This is a genomic window from Vibrio gelatinilyticus (assembly GCF_022836845.1).
Classification (GTDB): Bacteria; Pseudomonadota; Gammaproteobacteria; order Enterobacterales; family Vibrionaceae; genus Vibrio; species Vibrio gelatinilyticus.
The window spans coordinates 245,074-269,979 of sequence record NZ_JAJNNZ010000003.1; the positions used below are offsets into that span (position 1 = coordinate 245,074).

22 protein-coding genes are annotated in these 24,906 nt (G+C 42.2%); 16 read left to right on the forward strand and 6 right to left on the reverse strand.

Annotated elements, in window-relative coordinates:
* Positions 1-34: 34 nt before the first annotated feature.
* Both LNL84_RS05290 and LNL84_RS05295 read left to right on the forward strand, forming a co-directional pair.
* Positions 35-745: a cytochrome c oxidase assembly protein gene (locus tag LNL84_RS05290; protein WP_244355685.1), complete on the forward strand. Its 711-nt coding sequence runs from the start codon at positions 35-37 to the stop codon at positions 743-745.
* Positions 742-1,623 (forward strand): cytochrome c oxidase subunit 3, encoded by an 882-nt coding sequence (locus LNL84_RS05295; protein WP_244355686.1) that lies wholly within the window; start codon positions 742-744, stop codon positions 1,621-1,623. The genes LNL84_RS05290 and LNL84_RS05295 overlap by 4 nt, the downstream gene beginning before the upstream one ends.
* 4 nt (positions 1,624-1,627) lie before the next feature.
* Here the strand turns inward: LNL84_RS05295 and LNL84_RS05300 are convergent, their stop codons facing one another.
* The gene (locus tag LNL84_RS05300) at positions 1,628-1,852 is read right to left on the reverse strand and encodes a DUF2909 family protein (RefSeq protein ID WP_244355687.1); all 225 of its coding nucleotides are present in this window, start codon (positions 1,850-1,852) and stop codon (positions 1,628-1,630) included.
* On the opposite strand from LNL84_RS05300, the gene LNL84_RS05305 reads away from it, so the two are divergent.
* The 9 genes from LNL84_RS05305 to LNL84_RS05345 all read left to right on the forward strand — a co-directional run bounded on the left by LNL84_RS05305 (position 1,842) and on the right by LNL84_RS05345 (position 13,033).
* Complete coding sequence (locus tag LNL84_RS05305; RefSeq protein WP_244355688.1) at positions 1,842-2,711, forward strand: SURF1 family protein; 870 nt, start codon at positions 1,842-1,844, stop codon at positions 2,709-2,711. The genes LNL84_RS05300 and LNL84_RS05305 overlap by 11 nt on opposite strands.
* Positions 2,708-3,283 (forward strand): hypothetical protein, encoded by a 576-nt coding sequence (locus LNL84_RS05310; RefSeq protein ID WP_244355689.1) that lies wholly within the window; start codon positions 2,708-2,710, stop codon positions 3,281-3,283. Before LNL84_RS05305 ends, LNL84_RS05310 begins: the two co-directional genes overlap by 4 nt.
* A gap of 38 nt (positions 3,284-3,321) precedes the next feature.
* Positions 3,322-4,404, forward strand: a complete 1,083-nt coding sequence (locus tag LNL84_RS05315) for a COX15/CtaA family protein (protein ID WP_244355690.1) — start codon at positions 3,322-3,324, stop codon at positions 4,402-4,404.
* Complete coding sequence (gene cyoE / locus LNL84_RS05320) at positions 4,401-5,315, forward strand: heme o synthase (RefSeq protein ID WP_244355691.1); 915 nt, start codon at positions 4,401-4,403, stop codon at positions 5,313-5,315. Before LNL84_RS05315 ends, cyoE begins: the two co-directional genes overlap by 4 nt.
* A gap of 540 nt (positions 5,316-5,855) precedes the next feature.
* Positions 5,856-7,517 (forward strand): hydroxylamine reductase, encoded by a 1,662-nt coding sequence (gene hcp, locus LNL84_RS05325; protein ID WP_244355692.1) that lies wholly within the window; start codon positions 5,856-5,858, stop codon positions 7,515-7,517.
* Positions 7,518-7,579: 62 nt separating this feature from the next.
* The gene (locus LNL84_RS05330; protein WP_244355693.1) at positions 7,580-8,608 is read left to right on the forward strand and encodes an FAD-binding oxidoreductase; all 1,029 of its coding nucleotides are present in this window, start codon (positions 7,580-7,582) and stop codon (positions 8,606-8,608) included.
* Between the two features lie 153 nt (positions 8,609-8,761).
* Entirely contained in the window at positions 8,762-9,466 is a 705-nt protein-coding gene (locus LNL84_RS05335) for a hypothetical protein (RefSeq protein WP_244355694.1), read from the forward strand.
* 118 nt (positions 9,467-9,584) lie between these two features.
* A complete protein-coding gene (locus LNL84_RS05340; protein ID WP_244355695.1) occupies positions 9,585-10,685 on the forward strand; it encodes a polyamine ABC transporter substrate-binding protein in 1,101 nt (366 codons plus the stop codon).
* Positions 10,682-13,033, forward strand: a complete 2,352-nt coding sequence (locus LNL84_RS05345; protein ID WP_244355696.1) for a putative bifunctional diguanylate cyclase/phosphodiesterase — start codon at positions 10,682-10,684, stop codon at positions 13,031-13,033. Before LNL84_RS05340 ends, LNL84_RS05345 begins: the two co-directional genes overlap by 4 nt.
* Positions 13,034-13,112: 79 nt before the next feature.
* Here LNL84_RS05345 and LNL84_RS05350 read toward each other — a convergent pair whose 3' ends face one another.
* Together LNL84_RS05350 and LNL84_RS05355 are read right to left on the reverse strand one after the other, a co-directional pair.
* Entirely contained in the window at positions 13,113-14,159 is a 1,047-nt protein-coding gene (locus tag LNL84_RS05350) for a diguanylate cyclase domain-containing protein (protein WP_244355697.1), read from the reverse strand.
* Positions 14,156-14,608 (reverse strand): putative pterin-binding protein, encoded by a 453-nt coding sequence (locus LNL84_RS05355; protein ID WP_244355698.1) that lies wholly within the window; start codon positions 14,606-14,608, stop codon positions 14,156-14,158. Before LNL84_RS05355 ends, LNL84_RS05350 begins: the two co-directional genes overlap by 4 nt.
* Before the next feature lie 224 nt (positions 14,609-14,832).
* Here LNL84_RS05355 and LNL84_RS05360 point away from each other — a divergent pair, with 224 nt between their 5' ends.
* The 3 genes from LNL84_RS05360 to LNL84_RS05370 all read left to right on the forward strand — a co-directional run bounded on the left by LNL84_RS05360 (position 14,833) and on the right by LNL84_RS05370 (position 19,147).
* The gene (locus LNL84_RS05360) at positions 14,833-15,738 is read left to right on the forward strand and encodes a sigma-54 interaction domain-containing protein (protein WP_244355699.1); all 906 of its coding nucleotides are present in this window, start codon (positions 14,833-14,835) and stop codon (positions 15,736-15,738) included.
* Positions 15,739-15,929: 191 nt separating this feature from the next.
* Entirely contained in the window at positions 15,930-18,239 is a 2,310-nt protein-coding gene (locus LNL84_RS05365; protein ID WP_244355700.1) for a hypothetical protein, read from the forward strand.
* A gap of 293 nt (positions 18,240-18,532) precedes the next feature.
* Positions 18,533-19,147, forward strand: coding sequence for a LysE family translocator (locus tag LNL84_RS05370; RefSeq protein WP_244355701.1), 615 nt, complete (start codon positions 18,533-18,535; stop codon positions 19,145-19,147).
* 37 nt (positions 19,148-19,184) lie between these two features.
* Here LNL84_RS05370 and LNL84_RS05375 read toward each other — a convergent pair whose 3' ends face one another.
* Complete coding sequence (locus LNL84_RS05375) at positions 19,185-20,069, reverse strand: LysR family transcriptional regulator (RefSeq protein ID WP_244355702.1); 885 nt, start codon at positions 20,067-20,069, stop codon at positions 19,185-19,187.
* A 78-nt stretch (positions 20,070-20,147) separates the two neighbouring features.
* On the opposite strand from LNL84_RS05375, the gene LNL84_RS05380 reads away from it, so the two are divergent.
* Positions 20,148-21,353: a multidrug effflux MFS transporter gene (locus LNL84_RS05380; RefSeq protein WP_244355703.1), complete on the forward strand. Its 1,206-nt coding sequence runs from the start codon at positions 20,148-20,150 to the stop codon at positions 21,351-21,353.
* Positions 21,354-21,390: 37 nt separating this feature from the next.
* Here the strand turns inward: LNL84_RS05380 and LNL84_RS05385 are convergent, their stop codons facing one another.
* The gene (locus tag LNL84_RS05385; protein WP_244355704.1) at positions 21,391-21,738 is read right to left on the reverse strand and encodes a rhodanese-like domain-containing protein; all 348 of its coding nucleotides are present in this window, start codon (positions 21,736-21,738) and stop codon (positions 21,391-21,393) included.
* A 188-nt stretch (positions 21,739-21,926) separates the two neighbouring features.
* Between LNL84_RS05385 and LNL84_RS05390 the strand changes: the two genes are divergently transcribed.
* Positions 21,927-22,517, forward strand: a complete 591-nt coding sequence (locus LNL84_RS05390) for a lipid-binding SYLF domain-containing protein (RefSeq protein WP_244355705.1) — start codon at positions 21,927-21,929, stop codon at positions 22,515-22,517.
* Positions 22,518-22,645: 128 nt separating this feature from the next.
* Here LNL84_RS05390 and LNL84_RS05395 read toward each other — a convergent pair whose 3' ends face one another.
* Positions 22,646-24,664 (reverse strand): alkyl/aryl-sulfatase, encoded by a 2,019-nt coding sequence (locus LNL84_RS05395; protein ID WP_244355706.1) that lies wholly within the window; start codon positions 24,662-24,664, stop codon positions 22,646-22,648.
* Between the last annotated feature and the right edge of the window lie 242 nt (positions 24,665-24,906).

Here is a 24,906-nt window from a genome sequence, read left to right on the forward strand (position 1 = left end):
TGATAGCGAATGATGTTTATAAGGGAAGCGAACAATGACTAAGCAGCAAACATCCAATAGAAAGGTAGTACTGTGGCTTTGTGCTGCAGTGATTGGCATGTTCGGGTTTGGGTTTGCTCTGGTACCGCTTTACGACATTATGTGTGACGCGCTGGGGATCAATGGCAAACCTAACAGTGAGTCGGTGATACAACCCATGGGGATGAGGGCCGATGAGAGTCGTACGATTCGGGTGGAATTCATGGCCCACATCAAAGGCGATATGCCGTGGGAGTTTAAGCCTGAAAGCTTGGTGCTAGAAGTCCATCCCGGCGAGGTTATTAGAACCAACTATTTGGCTAGAAATTTATCGAGTCAGGAAATAGTGGGGCAGGCCGTTCCTTCTGTTTCACCGGGAGAAGGCGCAGCCTACTTTAATAAGATTGAGTGTTTTTGCTTTAATCATCAACCGCTTGAGTCAAAAAAAAGTGCTGAAATGCCTTTGATCTTCTACATCGAACCTGATGTCCCACAGTCAATTCATACCCTTACACTGTCGTACACGCTCTTTAATATCACAGAGAATGCAGCACAAAAACAGAGCAATATAGGCCGCAGTGCACTGAGCCTAATTGCCGCTAAATTCAGCCCCATGTTAACCGATTGGTCGGTAAACGAAGTCTTTGCGCGGGCACCTAGCAATATTAGCGAACTTAGCAATATTCGTGAACTTAGCAATATTCGTGAACAGGGAATTTCTTTATGAGTAAACCACAACCATATTATGTTCCAGCACAAAGTAGTTGGCCGATTGTTGGCGCGGTTGCGCTGTTTCTTGTCGCCGTTGGCGCGGGACTAACTGTCCAAAATCTGGAAACAGGTGGGGCAGGGAGTTTTATTGGCAATGCCATTCTTATAGTGGGCTTTGCGGTGCTGCAGTATATGTTAGCAGGTTGGTTTAGCAACGTTGTGAGTGAGTCTTTGTCGGGATTATACACCGACCAGATCGCGAGATCTTTTCGTCAAGGAATGAGTTGGTTCATTTTCTCGGAAGTCATGTTTTTCGGTGCGTTTTTTGGGGCACTTTTCTACGCGAGGATTCTTTCTGTACCGTGGCTGGGCGGTGCCGACAATAACCTGATGACTCATGAAGTGCTTTGGCCTGGCTTTGAAGCCATGTGGCCGTTAACAACGACGCCATCTGGTGAAACAACCGAAGCCATGTCCTGGAAGGGCTTGCCGTTAAAAAACACTGTCATTTTACTATTATCTTCGATAACGCTTCATATGGCTCACGTCAGCCTAGAGAAGAACAAACGGATGGCATTGATTGTATGGCTTGAGATCACTATCGTTTTAGCCGGATTCTTCTTATATTTCCAAGCAGCAGAGTACGCCCACGCTTATCAGGAGATGGACTTAACATTACAATCGGGGATCTATGGTAATACGTTCTTCATGCTCACCGGCTTTCACGGTCTACATGTTTGCTTAGGAACAATTTTTCTTATCGTACTGCTGTTTAGGATCGCAAAAGATCACTTTACACCCAAAGACCATTTTGCATTTCAAGCGGGCAGTTGGTATTGGCATTTTGTCGATGTCGTTTGGTTGTGCTTGTTTATTTTTGTCTACGTTCTTTAACTGCTTAGTAAGGACGAGGATTAGGAGTAATTAGGCCACTTTGTAGAGCAATGATCAGCAAGATGATGACAATAGCAGAAACAACGACACGTTTGCCAAGGTAGTGGCTCATGGGCTTGGCATCGTCAGGCTTATCACGAACCATACGTATTAGTGCGAGGGCTAGATTTAAGATAATGAACAGCAGTAGCAGTACTAAAGCGACTTTGAAAAGTATAGTGGCGTTCATAACGAGTCCTATTGGTCAGTTGCAAAGCCGTCCAAAATTTTGGCTCGCGTTGATACTAACTGTGGTGGTGTTTTCCACGCTCGTCAAATTGGGTTTTTGGCAATTAGAGCGTGGGCAACAAAAGCAGCAAATAGAAAATATGTTAGAGATACGGTTACAGGCCACTCCTACGTTGTTAGAAACGCTGCCAATGCGGTATTTAGCCAACACAAGAGAGGGCCAAGAAAAAATAAATGGCAACTCCATGGAGTTGAAAAGCTCGTTTACAAGTGTGTTCGACGATGAGCTTTACGGAGTTGCGGTCATGCAGTCTGTTAGCCCCACCAATCAGTTTTATCTATTGGACAATCAAACACTGAACAAAAAGGTTGGATACCTCGTATATCAACTCGCTGAGTTACCTACCCAGCACTACCTATTGCTAGAACTTGGTTTTGTGCCGATGGAGAAAAGTCGCGATCAAATCCCAGTTATTAATGGCTTACCGAATAATGTTGAAATTGTTGGTCGTCTATATCGCCGTTCACCAGCGCCTCTAGGTTCAGGCTTCACACCAGAACAATTCAATAACTCAGAACAACGAGTGACAAGAATACAAAGCCTGGATTTGCCTGCTATTGCGGCGCAATTAGATAGACCTTTAGCTCATTTAGCCGTTCAGCTAGACAATGAGTTTTCTCACTACCCAACTCGTTGGAGTCCATTACCGATGAAATCAGCAAAACATTTTGGCTATTCGCTGCAGTGGTTTGTCATGGCCGCCGTGTTCGCTTTTGTTATCACACTATCGTTTTATCGCGTTCTCGTTGGCAGTAACCAGGTTAAGCGTAATGAGAACAATCGCAGGGAGAGCGTATGAATAACTCAGCTATAAAATCAGATGACATAAGTTCGAAAAAATTCAAAGGCAGAATGTTATTGATTGGCCTAGTGTTAGTGTTTGCGTTACCCGCCATATTGGCCAAGACCATCCTCAGTAACAATTGGTATCAATCGGGGGTGACTAACTATGGAAGTTTGGTAGACCCAGCTGTGACCTTCGAGTCTTTAGATATCGACAATCCTCTTTTTCAAAAATCATGGCAGATGGGGTTGGTGTTGCCAGAGGAGTGTTTGTCTCGCTGCGTAGAAAAGCTTCATTTGCTACGACAAACCCATATAGCTTTAGGCAAGAACAAAGAGCGTATACTGCCCGTCGTCTATGTAGCGGCGGAGTTATCGGTTATACCAACAATCATGGAGGAGTTCATGGTAGTGCCGGTAAGCGAAGACTTTCTCAGTCATGTTGGTGAGGGTGACTACCTAGTCGTTGATCCACTGGGTCAATTAGTCATGAGTTACCCTAATGAGCAAGAAGCAACATTGGCCGCACAAAGTAAAGGGTTGCTTAGTGACTTACGTAAGTTACTAAAACTATCAAGGGTTGGTTAATTCAACAATCTCATAAAAGGGATTAGGATGAGCGCTGTATGAATCTGAATGTATTGGTAAAACTGAGCTTATTATTAACAGTGATTGTGATTGCTTTGGGAGCTTATACGCGGCTTTCCGATGCGGGACTAGGGTGCCCAGATTGGCCTGGTTGTTATGGCCATTTGACCGTGCCAACAAAAGCTGGTGATGTACAAGCGGCTAATGCGGCTTACCCAGAGAGAGCTGTCGAGGCAGATAAAGCCTGGTTGGAAATGGTCCATCGCTACTTCGCAGGCACTCTTGGACTGTGTATTTTTGCCATTACCGCCTGGTCAATTAGGGCTAAGCGCAGTGCGGTTGGTGTCAGACTACCCATTGCATTAAGTGTGGTTGTGGTATTTCAAGCAGCTTTGGGAATGTGGACTGTGACGTTAAAGCTCATGCCTTTGGTCGTTATGGCGCACCTACTGGGTGGTTTTACACTTCTTGCTCTGCTTAGTTTGTTTTATTTTCGTCTAAAGCCACAAAAAACCACAAGGCAATCAGTGCCGGGAAGTTTGAAATTGATGTCCCTTATCGCTTTTTGCGTTGTCGTTGTGCAAATTATGCTTGGCGGCTGGACATCGTCAAACTACGCCGCGGTCGTGTGCAGTTCGCTGCCTATCTGTGAAGGGAACTGGCCAGCTTTTCTTGATTTCAAAAATGCGTTCTCACTACAACTTAATGGTTACGACTCCTACGAATTTGGTGTGCTGGAATACCCTGCAAGGATGACCATACATGTTACGCATCGAATCGGCGCTCTCATTACCTTTTGTGTAGTTGGTGCGCTGGCATTGAGGCTTTATCGAAGTGAATCAAGCGCATTATCAAAAGCAGCCGCCGTGCTTGCCGCTGTGCTGGTGGTGCAAGTGTGCTTAGGCATTGCCAATGTTGTATTGCTTTTGCCGCTTTCGATAGCAGTACTACACAACTTAGGCGCTGCTTCATTATTGATTTGTCTTACCTATATCAATTATCAGGTATGGACAGCACAGGTAGCTTCAACGTTGCCACACAAAATTAGCCGTCAAAAAAATGGTAATAAACCTATTAACCAAATTAGAGTGAACCCAGAAGACAAGGAGTGTTCTTTATGAGTAAGTCGACAGCCATGGTTGCCAGTAAAGTCACAGTTGTTGCTAAAAGACCCAACTGGCGGGTGTACTTAACACTCACAAAGCCAAAAGTCGTTGCACTTATGCTTTTAACTGCAGTCGTCGGGATGTGCCTCGCTGTACCAGGAACGCTTCCTGTATCAGAAACCATATTGGGCCTAATAGGTATTGGTTTGATGGCAGGATCTGCGGCGGCGTACAATCACTTAATAGACAGACGAATTGATTCAATAATGGCAAGGACTCATAAGCGACCTTTGCCATCGGGTGAACTGAGTTCTGCTCGAGTCATGATCTTTGCAAGTGTTATAGGGGCAATGGGATTTGCTGTGCTGTTTTTAGCGGTGAACCCACTAACAGCTTGGCTTACTTTTGCGAGTCTACTTGGTTATGCCGTTGTGTATACGATGTATTTAAAACGAGCAACGCCACAGAATATTGTTATCGCCGGAATTGCTGGGGCTATGCCTCCGCTATTAGGTTGGACGGCTGTAACTGGAGAAATGCATTCTCACGCTTGGTTATTGGTGATGATTATTTTTATCTGGACGCCACCGCATTTCTGGGCTTTGGCAATACATCGTAAGGAAGATTACGCCAAAGCAGATATCCCCATGTTGCCAGTCACTCACGGGGAAGAGTACACCAAAACGTCAATATTGCTCTATACCATTCTATTGGCACTGGTTTGTTTAATGCCAGCCCTTGTGGGTATGACGGGGCTTATTTACTTGGCCAGCTCGACCTTGCTCAGTGGCGGATTTATTTACTATGCGTGTAAGTTAAAATTCTCTCCGGAGCCAAATACAGCAATTGAGACGTTTAAGTTTTCTATCTATCAATTGATGCTGTTGTTTGTGGCATTGCTCGTTGATCACTATGTACCACTTTAGGTTTGTCTTGAGGGCAGCGAAGTCATAGTGATAAATGGCCAAGGCTTCGTTGTTCTACTTTGCGAAATGCCATTGATAATCAAAACATAGGACAATGTAAAAAAAACCACAATTAACCAGATCTCAAAAGTTAACCCAGTTAGGTTGGCTATCACAAACAATAACAATCCCCTCTCTACTCAATGGAAAGGGTTATATCGGAAAGCGCTTGGAAATCAGCATACCACTTGTCGATATTAGTATGCTCAACCGTTCACACTCTCTTACCTATGACGAGCATCAACAATATCAAACGCTAACCTCAACAAAGTTAGAGAAAAAACTGTGGGTACAACCAAGTAAGTCATTTTGACTTCAATGTGTGTTTTTGTTTTCTTAGTAAGGATGTCCATATGACTCATTGTTGAGGCTCTAATCTATGTGTTTTCTTTTATTTCAATGGTTTAAAAACTTGGCACGAGCCGTGCTATAGCTGAGGAGGAATAATGAGCCTGGCTATAAACCAAGGCATAAATAAAATTACACTGGAGTTGCTATATTATGTTCTGTATTCAATGCGAACAAACGATTCAAACACCTGTCTCTAAGGGCTGTTCGTATACTCAAGGTATGTGTGGTAAAACATCTGAGGTTTCTGATCTTCAAGATGTACTGGTTTATGCGCTTCAAGGCGTTTCTTTTTGGGCTGAACAGGGTCGTCAGTTAGACATCATTGATAGTGAAATCGATCAGTGGGCACCAAAAGCATTTTTTGCCACGTTAACCAATGTGAACTTCGACCCTGAAAGAATCATTGAATTTGCACAAACGGCGGCTCGTTTCAAAAACAGATTAGAGCAACAAGTTAAGGCTGCAGCCCTACTCAAGGGAATTGAATTACCGGCACTTTCACCTGCTGCCCAGTTTACACTTCCAGAAGGTAAAGAAGCATTGTTAGCTTTTGCTCCAACGGCGGCTGTTAACCGTGGACACGACGTTGTGAACGAAGACATTATTGGTCTTCGTTTACTTTGTCTATACGGACTAAAGGGTGCAGCAGCTTATCTAGAGCACGCTCGTGTACTGTCTCAAACCAACGACGAAGTCTATGGTGAATACCATCAGATCATGTCATGGCTTGGCACAGATTCAACGGATATAGACGCACTATTTAATACCTCTATGCAAATTGGTTTAATGAACTACCGCATTATGGAGATGCTTGATAAGGGTGAAACCGATACATTCGGACATCCAACACCAACGTCGGTCAATGTTAAGACATCGCAAGGCAAGTGTATCTTGGTGTCTGGGCACGACTTACATGACCTAGAGAAAATCCTGCAGCAAACACAAGGCAAAGGCATAAATGTTTATACCAATGGTGAAATGTTACCTGCGCATGCTTACCCTGAGCTGAGTAAATATCCTCACCTAAAAGGTAACTACGGTAGTGCTTGGCAAAACCAACAAAAAGAATTCGCTAACTTCCCTGGCGCGATTGTCATGACGTCGAACTGTCTCCTAAACCCTGATGTTGGTCAGTATGCCGATCGTTTATTTACACGAAGCATTGTTGGCTGGCCGGGTGTTGCTCATATTGAGGGTGATGATTTTTCTCAGGTGATTGATTGCTCTCTGTCACTAGAAGGCTTTAAGCATGACGAAATTGAACAACTGATTACTGTAGGATTTGGCCGAAATGCACTCATGGAGGCCGCACCTGCAGTCGTTGAACAAGTAAAAGCGGGCGCTATCAAGCACTTTTTCCTAGTCGGTGGTTGTGATGGTGACAAGGCCGAGCGAAGCTACTACACGGATTTCACCGCTCAAGCGCCACAAGATAGCCTTATCTTGACGTTGGCCTGTGGTAAGTTCCGATTCAACAAAAATCAGTTTGGTGACATTAACGGTATTCCGCGTCTACTTGACGTTGGCCAATGTAACGACGCGTATTCAGCAATTCAATTGGCCTTAGCATTAGCCAAAGAGTTTGACTGTGATATCAATGAACTACCTTTAACTCTAGTACTTTCCTGGTTTGAGCAGAAAGCCATTGTAATTCTATTAACTTTGTTTGCTCTTGGGGTGAAGGGGATCTATACAGGCCCAACGGCGCCAGCATTCTTGACCGATAACCTATTAGCTATTTTGCAAGAAAAGTTCGACATGAGAAGTATTTCTAACGTTGAAGACGACCTAAAAACAATACTAGCTGCGTAATGAACTGAACACCAACGCCCTACGAAAGGTAGGGCGCTTTTCTTATTCTAGGGAGATCACTAATGCCTTGGGCTAGTAATACTTCAATATCTTTAATTTGTTCAAAAAAATGGTTCGAAACTCCTGATGCCGTTAGCTTCGAGCTAGAGGCAATCAATGACGATAACTCTTTCGATTTTAAACCGGGACAGTTTACTTCTTTGGGCTTCTCGATCGATGCTGAAAAGCACTATAGAGCGTACTCCATTAGCTCTACGCCCAATCAGTCCAAGCTTCAGTTTACCGTTAAACGAGTTCCCGGAGGACTTGTATCGAACCATATCGTTGAGGACCTGAGCGTAGGCGATGCCCTCGAAGTAATGGAGCCTATGGGGGCATTCAATAGTGTTGAATGTCTACCGAAAAGTAAGGTACTGATGATCAGTGCAGGTTGTGGTGTGACGCCAATTATGTCGATGGTTGGTGATTGGCTTGAAAGTAGGAAAGACATTGATATCGAATTTTTACACTTCGCTAAAGAGAAACAGCAGGTTATCTACTTTGACAAGCTTGAAGGCTTAGACGAGCAACATGCAAACTTTAACCTCAAGTTGGTGTTAGAGAATAATGTTGGTACTGACTATCCTCAGGGGTTGTTCGACATCGACAAGCTTAACGCAGCGTGCCCAGACTTTCTTGAGCGTACGGTCTACCTTTGTGGGCCTGTAGGCTTTATGGAAGTGGTCAGAATTAGTTTAGATGAGTGTGGTTTCGATATGGATCAATTCCATCAAGAAAGTTTTACTCCAACCTCTGCTAATGACGACAAACTCGATTCCAACATGGGGCTGGCGACTGTATCCGTTGCTGACTTTGGTGTCGAATTGCAAGTAGACAAAGGCAGTTTGTTGCTTGATGCTTTAGAGCAAGGTGGTGTGCCAGTCATCGCAGCATGCCGAAGTGGTATCTGTGGCTCATGCAAGTGCCGAGTGAAAGTGGGGCAGGTTGAGTCAACGAGTTATGAAACACTCTCTGAGCAAGATCGAGCAGAAGGATTTGTGCTGGCGTGTTCTAGTAAAGTGACAGGTGATGTCGAAGTGGGCTTGAATTAATTTCTCCGCCTACTTTGGTTGTTAAGTCGGTACTCTCTGGTACCTGCTTAACTCTGCCTTGCTCTTCCTATCTCCACTAAATCGCGATGCAAAAATAAGTCTATAATCTATAATCAATGATTAATGACCTTTGATATCGTTGTGGGATTGACTATGCACCCTCTCTATATTTTTTCTGCAATTTCATTCATATTGTCCTGTGCAGGCTGCCAATATCCAAATTCTAATAGTCTGGAAGAACACGGTAATAAGAAGTCACCGACTTCCTACAATGAAGAAAATGCCACTCTGCTCGTGAAAAACGTTATTCTAGCGAGAGAAAAAATAGAGCCGAATGAGAAAATGCTCTCTTTTAAGGTTGGTAGCGCAGATCTTAATAATGACGGTCACTTAGAACTACTAATATTAATGCAAACCCCATATTTTTGTGGAACGGGTGGGTGCAGTACGTACCTGTTTGATGACAGCGGTAGTCTATTACATACCATGACGGTGACCAAGGAACCGATTCTATTATCCAGAAGAGAAAATGAGGGTTGGAAAACATTTTATGTGTGGAGTGCTGGTAAGCTAAGAGAAATGGTGTTTGAAAATGGAAGCTACCCAAGCAACCCGTTACTAGAGAAGGGTTACAACCGAAATGCCGAACTTAAGGCTGCACGTTACGCCGTTAAAACCTCTGAAATCTATCAACAAGATGGCTACGAGTTAGAGTTTGTTCAACCAAGCGAACTACTGCAAGATGTTCATCAATATCAGTTTTCTTTTCGACATTATGGCGATCCATTGTCCCTGTATATCATGACCGTGGATATGGTGACTGGCTCTAGACAAATAGAGAACAGAGCCACCGATTAAATCGAAGCCCTGAATATTACTTTTCTTTAAGTCTCAAAAATGAAGCGTTCTATCCCATAGGCGCTAGTTACTTTGTACTAGACTCTAAAGGTAACAATAAAGTTGCAGGGAGCGCTTTGTGAATATTACCTCACTACGGTTGTCAACCAATAGAGTTAACGATTTCAACCCTCTTAACCCTCTACGTCGAGTATTGAGGTTCATTTCTCTCTTCTGCTTCGCTTATTCATTTCCAGCTTATAGTTATTCCGTCGTCAATTTGTATAACTGGGAAGCGTATTTGTCAGAGCGTACAGTCAATAGCGTCAAAAAAGATCTTGGCATTGAAATAAGAGAGCGTTACTTCTCTGATGAGTCGGCACGGGACCAGTTATTACTGACAGAGCGGAGAAAGTCATTTGATCTTGTTGTCATAGAAAGCGTAGCTTTGAATTTGCTGGCTGAGCAAGGTGTACTGTATGAACTGTCCTCAATACGTGAAGACGTCGGACACCACTACGAAAGTCGCTGGCTGTCTGCTTGCGGAAATTACGGCATTCCATACGCGTGGGGCACGACCGGAATTCTTTATCGGAAATCATCTTTCGACCAGCCAATAACGTCTTGGAAGGCAATTTTGGTACCCGATGCGTCTTTCAAGAACAAGGTGTCAATGTATTATGACTCGGTCGATTTGATCGCGACCGCGCTTATTTATCTTGGTCTTAATCCCTTTACCAGTGACAAAGCTGAATTAAAAAGAGCATACACTATTTTGCTTGAGAAAAAGGGTTACTTAAAGTCACAAGATTACGTGATTGAACACTTTGATGATCCAAGCTTTATCCGTTCTCTTGATCTTGCATATGGTTATTCAGGTGATGCATACGCATTAAATGAATTAGAAGACGCGGATACATGGGATTATGTTGTGCCCAAAGAAGGATCGACGATTTGGCTTGAATGTTTGGTAATACCCGAGCAAGAAGAAATATCAAAAGATGCCTTGAAAGTGATCAAATATCTATCTCAACCGGCTAATGCAGCTATTAATAGTGAAGACGCTTGGTTTGCGACTCCAATTCCTAAGGCGAAAGCGCTTGCTTCAAAAGAGTATTCAGGTGATGAGCAGCTATTTCCACCAAAGGAAGTCATAGACCGAAGTTATTTGTATCAACGTATTGACCCGGAGGGGAATCGCTTCAGAGAGCAAATACTTAATAGGTTAAGAGACAAATGAGCTTAATAAAGAGACTTTACTCAACACTTTTACCTTTAACTCTGTTTTTGTTCATTGTTGCGGGTATTGGAGTGTATCACGTGCAGTTTAAATATTTTCGAACACTACAACTAGAAAAGTGGTGTGAAAAAGTTGCGACCGCACTAGAAGCTAATGTTTTTGAGCAACAGGCGATCTCAGCGATACTATATGAAACTGCAGGTTCTGCGCAATTCGGAAGGTACATTCAGAGTGCTTCATCCTCTTCTTCTCAGGCATTTTTACAAAAGTACGCCAATGATCTAATACGAACTCCACGAGTTAATGAGTTAGGAGATCTTAACCTCTATGTATTGGACCCTGAGTTTAACTTAACGATTTCGACTTTTAATAGGGATCCATTTGAAGATTTGACAATACCGGATGAAGTCTATTCGCTTGCGTACGGTACATTTATTACTATGAAAAGTGGCAATGAGTTTCTACATACTGACCGTTCTTATGTGGCAGATAATAATACATTTCGCTTTACTCATATTATGGCATTTACACCTCACTTTCTACCGAGTGATAGGCGGGCGAATACTAGTGATTCAAGATTTATATTGATCGTTGATGGCCCGCTAAATCAGTTGACTCAGCTATTAAAATTACCACTATCAACCCATGGTTTGTTATTAGATATTGAGCAATATACGGATAGCTTGAGGGAAATTAACGAAACAGATAATGGTCCTCATATCTTTGACCAAACGACGACCAGTGCGACTTACGAAACAGATAATATGAGTGTTTTTATTGAGTTGCTCCCCGAGTATTTTGACAATGTGAGAAGAAAGTTTTTATGGACAACAGTCGTTTATATGTTTTTGTCTTGTACCTCTATCCTAGCATTAATCTATTTTGTGGTAAATTTCCAAATCTTAAAACCCATAAAAATTCTGGTTAGAGATATCAATGAAGGAGGATTAAACCTGAGCTTTTTTAAGAAATCTAAAGGTAATGGCGAAGTGGATATTTTAAAGAACTCTTACATTGAATCATTGGCAAAAATAAAATATCAAGCTGAATTTGATTCGCTGACGGGACTAGCCAATCGTAATTCTTTTTTCAAATTTGTTTCCACGCGGTCAGAAATGCTGGTAGATAAGGAGTTGTATATTGTCTGCTGGGATATAGTTAAGTTTCGTAAAGTCAATAACTTATATGGTAGTCAAGTGGCAGATAGGTTACTTATTGAAGCATCTAGTTTGATAAGAGAAGCTGTATTTAACCATCAATATCATCTTGGGTTGGGTTGTAGTGATTATTCAATCGCACGGATAGGAGGTAATCAGTTCGCAGCTTTAATTGAATCAGATGGTAAGCAACCCATTCTAGATTCAGTAAGAAATATAAACCAATTACTAAAATCCGATATTGCGTTTTCAACCTATCAATTTACTCTGAACTTTGCGATCTCCATTTTTCCTATGTTAAATAACCTAGGAGAGACACTATGGTATAAAGCAACAGAAGAAGCATTGAAAGTGGCCAAAACATCATCGGAGAGGTTTAGTCTCTGTATATTCGATGATGCATCAGTTGAAAGACTTGAAAGAAATGATGAAGTAAGAGAAGCAGTGAAGGTGTGTTGTGAAAACGATGACTTTACGTTAGCGTATATGCCAATTTTTGATCCAGTGACGTTAAGAGTGGAAGGAGTTGAAGTGCTGTTGCGTAGTTCTTTTCTTAGTAAGATTGGCGCAGGACCAGATGAATTTATTCCAATTGCCGAGCAAGCTGGTTTGATCACCAAAATAGACCATTGGGTGTTATCGACTGCATTAGACAAGTTCCAAATTCTAGTCGAAAAATATGACTATAAAGGGACCATATCAGTAAATATATCTGCTTTAGAGCTTTATAATCAGGATTTTATTAAATCAGTCGGATCAATTATTCGAGATAGAGAAGTTGAGCCTGGAAGAGTGATAATAGAGTTAACAGAAACCAGCTATGTAGAAAGTTCTAAAAACACAGTTTCAATCATTAGACAACTCAGAGAAATGGGCTTTAAAGTTTCATTAGATGACTTTGGTACAGGTTACACCGCTTTCAATCAACTACTGCATTACCCCGTTGATGAACTAAAAATAGACAAGAGCTTTATTGACAAAATAATGGAAGACAGTGCTTATGAGCATATGGTGAAAATGATGATCGATTTAGCGCATTCGAGTGAGATTAAAGTTGTGGCTGAAGGGGTAGAAGAGCAAAGGCAAAGAGAAATACTATTAATTCTATCTGTTGATTTGGTTCAAGGCTACTTGATGAGTAAACCACTTGATTTTTCTGATTTCTTAAAAATAATAAAGAAAGCCAAATAGATTTCACAAAAGAAGACAATGTAAGAATGGTTAAAGGACTATGAAGTTAAAGTGGCTGTAACCGCCCAAGTTGTTAATATTATCTGATGTCTAAGAGTGATAACGATTCTATTATTTTATTCTTAGGTATATTGCTAAGTGTTATCAATGATACTTCTGGTATTAGTTCTGTATCAGAGAGAAATGCTTTCTCATCGAAAGACCTTATAAATGAATTGTCATGTTTAATATCTTCATTCTCTTTTAAGATGATAAAGGTTTTCTCAGTAAGTCTAAATGTCATTGGTTTTTTGGTTCTTTGTTCTTGTTCTATTATACTATTAATTTTATTTGCTACCCTTATCAGTATCTCATCCCCGTGATTAAATCCAAATCTTCGGTTGATATCTTTTAAATTTGTTATTTTCAAAGCAACTATGCAGAATTCACTATTATTATTTTTTTCGTCGTGAGTGAGAAAATCGAATAATGACATTCGATTGTAACAATTGGTCATGGTATCTTTTATTTTCCATCTACTTTTTGTTAATAAGTCGTTCGTAATTAAAAATAGTAATGCGAGAGATAGTATTGTAGTAGAAATAATCGTTATGTTTTGAATGACGATAAGATGAGATATATTAACCTGATTTTGAGTTAGGATTGGGCTCGCTATTCTTAGGTTTGAATTGGTAAATTCAATGAGTCTTGAGTAATTCAACATGAATTCCTTTATAACAAGGTCTTTTTTAATTGCTCCTCTTTCTATTAGTTTTAATGACTTTTCTAAATATTTGAATTTATCAAATTCACGTTGAAAAAAGAGATTGTATTTTTTTTCTTTAAAATAGCTTTTCGATACTTTACTGTTTAATAAAATGTCATACCGACTCCATGTAAGATCGTAGGATAAGTTTAGTTTTTTAATTTCTATAGGTTCTAATCTAAGTTGTGTTGTTAAATTAGCATATTCTTTTATTAATTGATACACAAACCAACTAGCTTCGTTTTGCCGTTCATTTACTTTACTATTTAACGACGCTATTTTATAGGAGTTAAAACCGTTGAAAAGTAGCAATGAAATTATTGATATAACCATTGTAATTCTTATGTAAAAAGAGAACGAAAGGGTTTTATTAATATTCAAAGCTCTATCCTAGATATTTGCCAAATCATTTTAGCATGATAATCTACGTTATCAATTGACGGTAATTCAGAAAGTGGAAATATAAGCCAGAAAGGCCCCTTATTTCTGATAGACATGAATTGGTTATCTTTTTTAATGGCGATTATTGGCTTGTATTTGATGAAGTCACTTTTTGGGATCGTGACATTGTAGCTATTGAGTGCAATGATGAGTATCTGGCTTGGTAACTCTTTGTCTACTATGTTTAACAAATCTTCTATATATACACCAGTAAATGTGCTTTTACCTTCAATCCAAGGAAGTTCGGTGATAATAGAACGTTGAGGTAATTGCAATAGCTGTTCTTGTGTAATTGTGAGTTCTTTAGAGTTTTCATCGGCGACAGTGATGGTGGTGGCAAAAGCGGAACTCAACATCAAAATTGAAAAATAGCACACTATCCATTTCATGGTATAAACATTTCCTTATGCTTGTTTACTGTAATGTTAGGAGACTGATAACACAGTTCAAGTCTCAATCGATACCTGAGCTGCAAACTTACAGGGTTCACTATCTGTGTATCACTATTGAGACACAAGGATGGTACTAAACTTTTGTATGAGTCCTTTTACTACACTAGTGAGTAGTGTGGTCTGCATGGTATGGCATTGCGTTTTATGCCTTTGGAGTCGTTATGCAGGAACTAATTGGTGTAGGTAATACAGTTAAGGAGATGAAAAAAAGGATTTTACAGTATGCTCAGTGTAATGCAGAAGTATTGATTGAAGGCGATACAGGTGTAGGTAAAGGAGTCTGTGCCAAGTTAATTCACAAGAATTCTAGTATGCACAGAGGGCCTTTCATTGCTGTGAATTGCGGTTCCATTTCAAAAGGTTTGGTATCGTCTGAGTTATTTGGCCATGTAAAAGGAGCGTTTACTGGCGCGTCCGATAACCACAAAGGTTATATCCAAAGAGCGCGCAATGGGACATTGTTTCTCGATGAGATCGGTGAAATGCCGTTAGACGCACAAGGGCATTTGCTTCATTTTTTGGAATCCAAAGAAGTGACCAGTGTTGGTTCTGATCGAGTCATTGAAGTGGACTGCCGAGTTATAACCGCGACAAATGTTAACCTAAAAGAAGCCATCCTTAATAAAACGTTTCGTAGTGATTTGTTTTATCGACTCAATGTGTTGCCGTTGACTATTCCCACACTCAGAGAGCGTGTTGATGATATCTTACCATTAGCCAACTTTTTTTTGGTCAGTCACTCTTCTGGTCGTTCACTTCGCTTTAGTGTTGACGCTGTTGAATGTCTTAACAATTATGCATGGCCGGGTAATGTAAGAGAGTTAAAGAATGTGATTCGTCGCGCTATTGTATTGGCTGAAAGTGAGGTTATTTATCCATGCGATTTCGCTTTGGATAGTAATTCAGCTACAGAGAGGTCAAATCCTGCGAACTTGAAATCTAAGTATATAGAGCAAGTGATCCTTACACATAGGTACAATATTAGTGCGGCTGCTAAGTCTCTTGGGATATCCAGGCCCACACTCTATCGTTTGATGAAAAAACACAATATACGTTTGCTGCAATGATTAGAAAGGCCTAGATTGTGTGACACAGTGTTTCGTTACACTTTGTAACGGGTGAGTTGAAGTAATTCAGTACGTTAGTAAATAACCCCTTCGGTTGATCCAAACTAGTTACTTAATATCAATAAGTTAAATCACGGAATGTTACTTGCCTTATAGGTTTGTCCCTCGACAAATTTCTAAGGAGCCTTGTGATGAGTTTACTCGGCAATAAATGTAACTGGTATGGTAGGGTAAAAGTTATTGTACTAGCCGTAATGTCATTGGTTCTATCGGGCTATGCCTTCGCTAAGCTCGATGGTGCAATCTTTACAACAACACCATCAGGAGAAATCGTTAATGAGAATGTTAGGTATGAAAGTAAGCAAGAAGTCTTTTTAGACGGAGGACCGGGTCCAAATGCCCCGGGTTCTGCAGCGGCACTTCCAGAAGGTTTTTACTATTTTCAAGTGACGAACCCTTCAGGTAAGTGTTTGCTATCTAGTATAGATTCAGACGCAGGAGTCAATGGCGGAAGTTGCTATGAATCAGTGAAGGGAAAAGGTGGGCCAAAAAACGCTGTTACATTCAGTGCAGAGCCACTTGAATGCCGACTTTTTTATTTTGACGGTGAAGATGGTATCCAATTCCAGAATCCGACTTATACCGTTTCCCAAAAAATCAAAGGCCAGTGGGTTGATGTAGAAGTCCCCTGTTCTCACATGTTAGGCAGTGAATACATTGCAGAAAATGGCGGCGAATTATCTGAAGGCGATACCATACAGCTTTTTCCTTTTGCTAATACACCGAACTCAGGTGGTGTTTATAAAGCCTGGGTTGCTACGGAGCAAAGTGTTATTGATGCCTGTGGTGGGGAAGAATATGTCAGTGACGGTGCTACGGGTGAGCTATGTAATCACTTCTTTGGGTTCGTTCCTCGGTTCTCTAAAACTGATAATTTCAAAGTTCGACTCGGTGATAGAGATGTGCCGGTTACCTACGATATTGCGCTTCGTTCTTTCCATGACAAAAATCTAAATTGTCAATATGATCCAGAAGGTGACGAGTTAATCAAAAATTGGGATTTCGGAGTGATCGATCCTTTGAAGATTCGAAATGTTTTCAGAACGACCAACTCTGAAGCGTTTCCGATTACTTTTAGCGTGTTAGAGCAAGAGCTTGCCGCATGGTCTGTCGATCAGTTTATGTGGTTTGCGCAACAAAATGGCGTCACCCCTTTGAATGCAAATTACAGCCATTTTGCGACCTTTGCTGAGCTTCGTGACTACGCGCCACTGCATAATGACGGAAGCTTGCGTCTCGACTTTGTTTCGCCGCTGGCTTGTGATCAAGGACAGGGAGTGCAGGTGATAAGCCGTGACACAGGCGAGCAAACCGATGATGGTTTTATTCCTTCTAATTTTGCCGACCCTGTACCTGGCACTAAAGGTGAAGATCCGGCTCCTGTATTAGTTGCGTCGTTCGGTAGTGTGGGTATTGCCGATATTACCGTTTGTAAAGTTTTTGATAGTAATCGAAACGGGGTGAAAGACTCAGGCGAGCACAACATTGCCAATTGGCCTGTTGTCCTAACGGTTCCGAAAAGTGTGCCTCTTCCTGATAATATTAACATAGATGATACGCCAGTCTTATGGACTAAGCTTGTGAACATCTTTGGCAATGATATTGCGGGAATGTACAACCGGACCATCTCCAAACAAACAGGCAGTGATGGCTGTGTTCGCTTCAGGGCTCTCGTTCCTAATATTCGAGGTGATTTGGCAAGTTACGTACTTCAGGAACAACTGAGTCAAGCACAGGGGTGGGTGAATACTTCGCCACACACCGTGACGTTTGATGTGCGTTCGGTATTGAGTTATGTCAATGAGTTGCCAGTGATCGATGGTGAGGTATACAAACGCGATGATGGTCTAACGGGCGGCGGATTCGAGTTTAACAATACCTGTGAATTAATCGTCAACTTTGACACAAAAGGTTATTGGCATAACAAGAATGGATTAAGCGAGCTGACCGAAGCGGATCGAGTTTATGTGAATGGACTTGCACCTTATAGCTCTGCATCAGCCTACTTCGGAAGTGGTGACGAACCGTTTGATGGATTGTTTAGCGACAACTCACCGGTTAGTGCCGCATTTAGTGGTGATGGTGTAATTTGGGAAGCGGGTACATGGCAATCCGAAGTGTCCCAATTTTTGGTGGACAATAATGGTGATGCGGAAACGCATTTACATAAAGAGCAGTTAGCTCAACAATTGCTGGCTTTCCTATTTAACACTCGTCACAGACCTGATAACTCAGGCCTATCCGGTGATGTGACGTTACAGGTTAATGGCAATTGGGTGAGCTTGAGCTCGCTTATTGATGAAGCCATTACTGTATGGCTGTCTAATGACGTTGCCGACATCGTCGCTATGTCGGAGCTTTTAGATGGTTTTAACAATAACGACGCACTCGTAGTGATACCAAGTACCTACAGTGATTGTTACGCCCCATTCCCTGAGTGAGATTGAGTATTCGACTTCCCGGCCGATGTCGGGAAGTTGTTTTTTAATTGAAGTTGTATGTATATGAAATACTAACCACGTCTAGAGCCAATAGTTTTAGCTCAAACAGCTGTTGGGGACTACCGAAAAGACAGGTGGGCAAAAGGATAGTGTTCTCGAATAGGTTATCTTTGGTAGAAAATCTGCCACCAAATTGAGATTGCGTATCATGTAGATTATTGTATAAATCTGCTTTGCTATTTACGAGGCTTGGTAACCGGTGTTAACGTTACCTCATAGCAAGAGAGGATTTTATGACGTTTAGTATTTGGCTTTCCCTGTTAACCATTTGCCTACTTGGGGCAATGTCCCCTGGCCCCAGTTTAGCTGTTGTTGCAAAACACAGTTTAGCAGGAGGACGTACAAATGGTATCGCGACCGCTTGGGCGCACGCGTTTGGAATCGGGATCTATGCATTAGTGACAGTATTGGGCCTTGCAGTATTGCTGCATCAATTTCCCCTTCTTTTCAAAACGATCACCATTGCTGGCGCTCTTTATTTAGCATGGATGGGTTTGAATGCTATTCGCTCAAAAGGAGGGGTTGTCGACAGACTTGAATCAGGACAAGCTGTCAGTGTCTTGACGTCCGCAAAAGAAGGCTTAATGATCTCCCTATTGAGCCCTAAAATAGCGATTTTTTTTACTGCTTTATTTAGTCAATTTGTCGCGATTGGTAACGAGCTTTCGAGCAAGGCATTGATCATCGGTACTCCTCTTGTCGTTGATGGACTCTGGTATACCTTTATTACTATACTTTTATCGAATCCAAAGTTGATTGATTCTTTGAAGATGAGAGCTCAACTTATAGACCGATTATCAGGCATTGTATTGATTTTGTTAGCGGTGCGCGTCGTAATTACCATTTGATGCATGGCAACTCGCATGGTGGTGCGAGCGACGTGAACTATCGGTTATTTTGTTCGAGTCTGCTTTTTATATGATCAAGAAACAATTTGGTCGGGGTATGCTCGTAGTCTAGCTTAGGGTAGTAGGCATAAACAGTGGCTTCTTGTGCTGTGATTTCAGGGAGCATTCGAACTAATGTACCCGATTTTATTTCCTCTTTGATCATGAAGTCGTTGCTGATCAAGATCCCCATTCCTTGTTTAGCAGCATAGAATAATGCTTCCGGATTGGTGGTCGAAAAATTCCCAGATAGCTGCAAGCGACGGTTGCGAGATATCTTGTACTCACGTTGTGGACTTTCTCCCCAAATAAGTACATTGTGTTGTTTAAGTTCGTCGGCCTCTTTGGGCTTGCCAAACATTTCGATGTAACTGGGAGCGGCATAGAACCCGACACGTTGTTCAAACAGGGCCGTTTGCTTGTAACTGAGAGAATTAAGGTGTTCGATTTCTCGGCTGATGAAGAGATCTAAGTTTGTTTCAGGAAGTTGCCCTGGAACCGTAGTGATAAGTTGTATACGTATATCGGGATACTGTTTGAGAAAATCATCAAGATATTGAACCAGGAATTTTGAACCAACGGCGATGGTTGCGCCTATTTTTAGCAGGCCTGCTGGCGTCTTATTTACAGAACGTGTCTCATCGACATTCGATTGAAATCTCTCCATCGAATCTTTGGAACGCTGATAGAAGACGGCACCAGCTTCGGTTAACGTCACAGAACGGGTCGTTCTTTTTAACAGTTGTACGCCAATTTCCTCTTCTAGCCAATGGACACGCTTGCTGATAGCAGAGCTGGTGGTGTTCATTCGTCTTGCCGCACCATTAAAGCTGCTTTCCTCTACAACCTTAATGTAACTCTGTATGCACTGTATCCAATCCATCACTAATTCCTATTAGGACGTAATCTATTTCCTATTTTGTATATTATCAATCATAGGTTGGCAATATAGAATGCCAACATGAATAAGAAAAATCATAAGCACTTCAAAAAAACGCCAATGTTGTTGGCCATGATGATCATCGCGACAGGACAAGTAGGCGTGAGTATTTACTTGCCAGCTTTACCAATGATCAGCGAATCTCTATTTGTTTCTCAGGCTGATATCCAGATGTTAGTCACTCTATTTTTAATGGGGTTTGGCTTGTCACAGTTGTTTTATGGCCCCTTATCGGATGCGATTGGTCGCCGGCCAGTCTTCTTGCTGGGGCAGGGCATTTATTTGGTAGGAACTATAATTTGCATATCTTTGTCCGATTCCTTCGCAGCACTTGAGTTTGGTCGCTTACTTCAAGGGTTAGGCGCTGGAAGTGCATCTGTACTCGGGCGCAGTGTATTACGTGACAGCTATGACGGTTCACAGTTAACCAAGGCCCTATCTTACATTTCTGTCACCGCGTCAGTCATGCCGATAATCGCACCAGTATTTGGCGGCTTGATCGCTTTTCATATAGGGTGGCAAGCGGTGTTCTTGTTTGTGCTGCTCTACCTGGTTGGGATCTTTGTATTGGGTTGGTATATTCTTCCTGAAACACTGCCGTACGCAAAAAGGCCTTTTAAATTCAAATCGGTGGTGACGACCTATGGACGTTTGCTCACCAACTCTCAAGTCCTAGGAAGCGCGAGTTACAACTGGGTAAGCTATCTGGGTAGCTTAGTCACTTTGTCTGTTTTTCCCTTTCTAATGCAGCATCAATTGGGTCTAACATCCGCAGAATATGGTTCAGTAATGATCATTCCTTCGGCTGGTTTAATGTTTGGCAGTATTGCGCTTAATGTCCTTAATCGTCGGTTATCCACTCCTCAGCTTTTATTATTAGCAATTGGATTGACGGTATTTGCAGGAATCTGGTTACTAGTGACGTCCACTAGCATCTTTAACCTGGTTTGGGCTTTTACCGGGCTAACCATTGCTCAGGGTATCTCATTCCCATTGTCTATTAGCCTTTTGCTTGCTCCTCACAAAGCTCAGGCAGGCTCGGTATCGGCGTTATCAGGTTCTATTCAAATGTGTATTGCAGGTGTATTTGGAGGCTTTCTGGTTGAGCACTGGGTGACATCGCAGCTTTCGCTAGGTGGTTTTTATATTGCGGTTGGCATAAGTATGTTGTGTGTTTTATTAATGAACCAACTTCGCGCTAATAGCAAGGCTGCTCTGGTCAGATGAAGAGGGTGTGACGGTGGTGATGTGCCGTCACTTGTTACTATTTTGAACTTAACATTTCGCCAAGGCCACCTGCATTGTGGACATGAGTAAAGCCTTGGGAATTCAGTGTTCTCTTTGCTTGCCCTGAGCGATTACCGCTGCGGCAATACACCACGATAGGCAGGTCTTTATCGACATCCTTAAAATGGATGAGTAAATCAGACAATGGATAATTGACCGCACCGGACAAGTGTTGCTCTTTAAACTCGCCCGGTGTTCGTACGTCAACGAGCAGGGCGCCTTCAGAGACTTTATCCCAACCTTTTACTGCGCGCTCGGATGCGAGGCTAAGACCTGAAAATAGCAGAGAAAAAAGGACGATAAAAACGGATAATTGTTTTCTCAAAATAATACCTTCGCGATTGCAAGAAATAGAATCATGTTATCCCCTAGAGTATAACGCATTGCCAAAAAATCCAATGTTGGTAAGCGTGTCAAAGTTCCGAATAAGACTCCTTCAATCTCACTGTATTGCTCAAAGCAGCGATGTTACCCTGACGATAATAAACAATGATACAAAAAGGGAATTTTTACATGTTTTATTTGGCCAGTGCCCGTCGCATGATCCAGCTATTAATGATGTGTGTTTTAGTGGCACACAGCTCATTGAGCCTAGCTAATCCCAAGGATGGGGGCTACAACGAAGCCTTGCAACGTTTTCAATCGGCACAAGCGACAGCGCCGTTTTTTAAAAATGCTTATGGTTATGCATTGTTTCCAACGGTGGGCAAAGGTGGTTTTGGTATTGGCGGTGCTTACGGAGAAGGTAGAGTCTATCGTAAAGGGACTCATGTGGGTGATAGCCAACTTGCTCAGGTCACTATCGGTTTTCAGCTTGGTGGGCAAGTGTACAGTGAGATCATCTTTTTCAAGACCGAGAAAGCTTATCAAGAGTTTACCACCGGAAATTTCGAATTTGGCGCACAAGCTTCGGCGGTTGCACTTACGGTCGGGGCCTCCGCACAGGCTGGAACTGCAGGCGTAGGAGCATCGGTTGGAGACAAACAAAGTGAAGCGCACTATGTCGATGGAATGGCGATATTTACTGTAACCAAGGGTGGCTTAATGTATGAAGCCTCTCTCGGAGGACAAGGATTCAGCTTTGATCCTAACTCTAAATTTTAGGGCTCCATTATGGTTGCAGCGATATTGGCATCTGCTGCGGTTATGGTATTACGTTTGTTGTTCTCTAGCTGAGGTTTAAAATGGAGTTAAAAAGTGCCCAGATGGATATCTGGGCACTAATAACCGTGTTATTTGTTAGGCATTGGCAATATTTCAAACATGCCATCAAAGCTATCCAGACTTGCGGCTAAGCCTTTGATGTGTTCACCGTTACCTTTCAAACCAGCTTGTCCCGATTCTAGCAATTTTGCCAATGTCGTTTTGCCCAATGCGATATTGGTAAGGTCTGATTTATTGACGATGAGCTCGACATCAGTCTTAGGTAAGCTATCAACTTCAATGTTACTCATATTGGCGTTAGACACTTCTCCGTAGAAACGCTCTTCTACATCTGGGTGATAAAGTCCAAAGCTGAAGTTCAGGCCTGCCTTTTCGGCTTTCTCGGCATTGAGTCGTACTGCAATAAAGTCTAGGAACATTCCTGTTGGAGTATTAGCAATAACATCGGCTGACGCTAATTTAATTGATGACTTGATTTCACCTGTTCTTAGCTCAACGGCGCCTTGCAAGTACGAGTTACGCCATGCCATTGTCTCAGACTGGTAACCTTGCTGCTCGAAACTGTCAGCCAGTGCATATCGGTAATCGATGTTATTTGGCTCACATTGCACCAAGTCGTTAAACAGTTGTGATGATTCTTGATATTCACCTTTTTTAAAGTGGGCAATACCCGCTTTGTAAAGTACATCTGCGCCAGCGGCCTTAACGTACACACAAGACTTTTGTTCGGTCTTAAGTGGGTTGGTGTTGACCGGATTCATGTCATGATAACCAAGGTATAGGTTCACTACAGCGCGAGCATTGTGGCTGTATGAACCGTGGTAACCGTTGGTGTGCCAGGTTTGTTGCTGTGATTCAGGCACGATCTTATCAATTTCGCGGCCAACATCGTGGATAGTAACGCCATGGTTGGCAAGACGCATCGCCTGATTATGAATAAAGCCGTAGTTGTCACGTTGAAGTGTCATGTATTCGGCGATTTCATTTTCTGCTGTCGCAGGATCGTTCCAAACTGGCGCTGAGTGAGCGGCGTGGATGCTGTCTACCAGACCTGAATCTACAAAGCGAAGTTTCAGTTCAGTTAGGTATTTTGTCCATACCAACGCGTCACGCACTTTTGCGCCACGGAAAGTATAAATATTGTGCATGCCGTCGTAGGTCAGCTCTGCGGTGTTCAAAGAGCGGTATTGTGGTACATACAGTACGATTTCTGCAGGAGCTTCAGCGCCAGGCATATTGATAGCGCGGAACTCCAATCCATCGATAGTGATGACTTTTTCTGTTTCTTGGATCTCAATGGTAGGTGCAACCAGAGTGACTTCGCCTCTTGAAGTACCAAGGCCAAGAGCGTTATCTACGATCCCCTTAGTATCGTTACCCAAAGTGGTGCCGTATTGGTAGTTGGCCCGGCGTCCCATTGCTGTTCCAGCCAACACGTTCTCATCAGACAATTCCTTGATGAAATCTTTCGGTGCATAAATAGGAGCATCCTTAGCAAAATCGCCCGACTCATAAACGCCACGAGAGCCACCGAAGTGATCAGCATGCATGTGTGAGTAAATCATACCCGTGATCTTATGTTCGCCATTGATTTTTGGAAGGTGTGTTTTAGCGAAATCCCAAGAAGCAGATGCCGCTTCTCTTGATAGCAATGGATCGTGGATAACGTATCCATTTTTCGTTCTGTAAATCGTCATGTTAGACAGATCAGCACCACGGATCTGATAAACACCATCGGTCACTTCGTAAAGTCCACCAGCAGTGTAGTTGAGCATGCCTTGACGCCAAATCGACGGATTCACGGTTGTCGGGATTTCTTCAACTGACATGTCCATCATGTATTGGAAGCGATTCTTTAGCTCACCAGCCGCGTGGTTTCCAAACTCTGCAATTAGCCCTTTTTGTGTGCGTTCAAAAGCGGAAACATCATTCGATGGTAGGTTTTTCGCCAGAGACTGATTGGCTTGTTGCGTATGAACGCTCGCTGGCTTTCCTTGATAGTCCTCAAGGCTAGAATATTCGGCGCTAGCAGAAAAAGAAGCTAGGACAGCAAGAGAAAGGGCTGTTGGTGTTAGGGTACGGAACATAGTTGACCTCATACATTATGGGAACAGGAGATGAGGTAACTATAGAGTCATTAAACATAAGAATATATGAAGTCTAGTTTAGTTAAAGCATAGCGGATGGTTATGTATTGTCTGTGTAATTACAAAGGATCTGGTTAGGTCGCTTCTTAATCTTTAAGCCAGGATATAGCTTTTGCATGAATGCATCTGATGGTTGCCCCTTATGAAGGCCTAACACGTAGAAACACTACCTCAAGATGAAA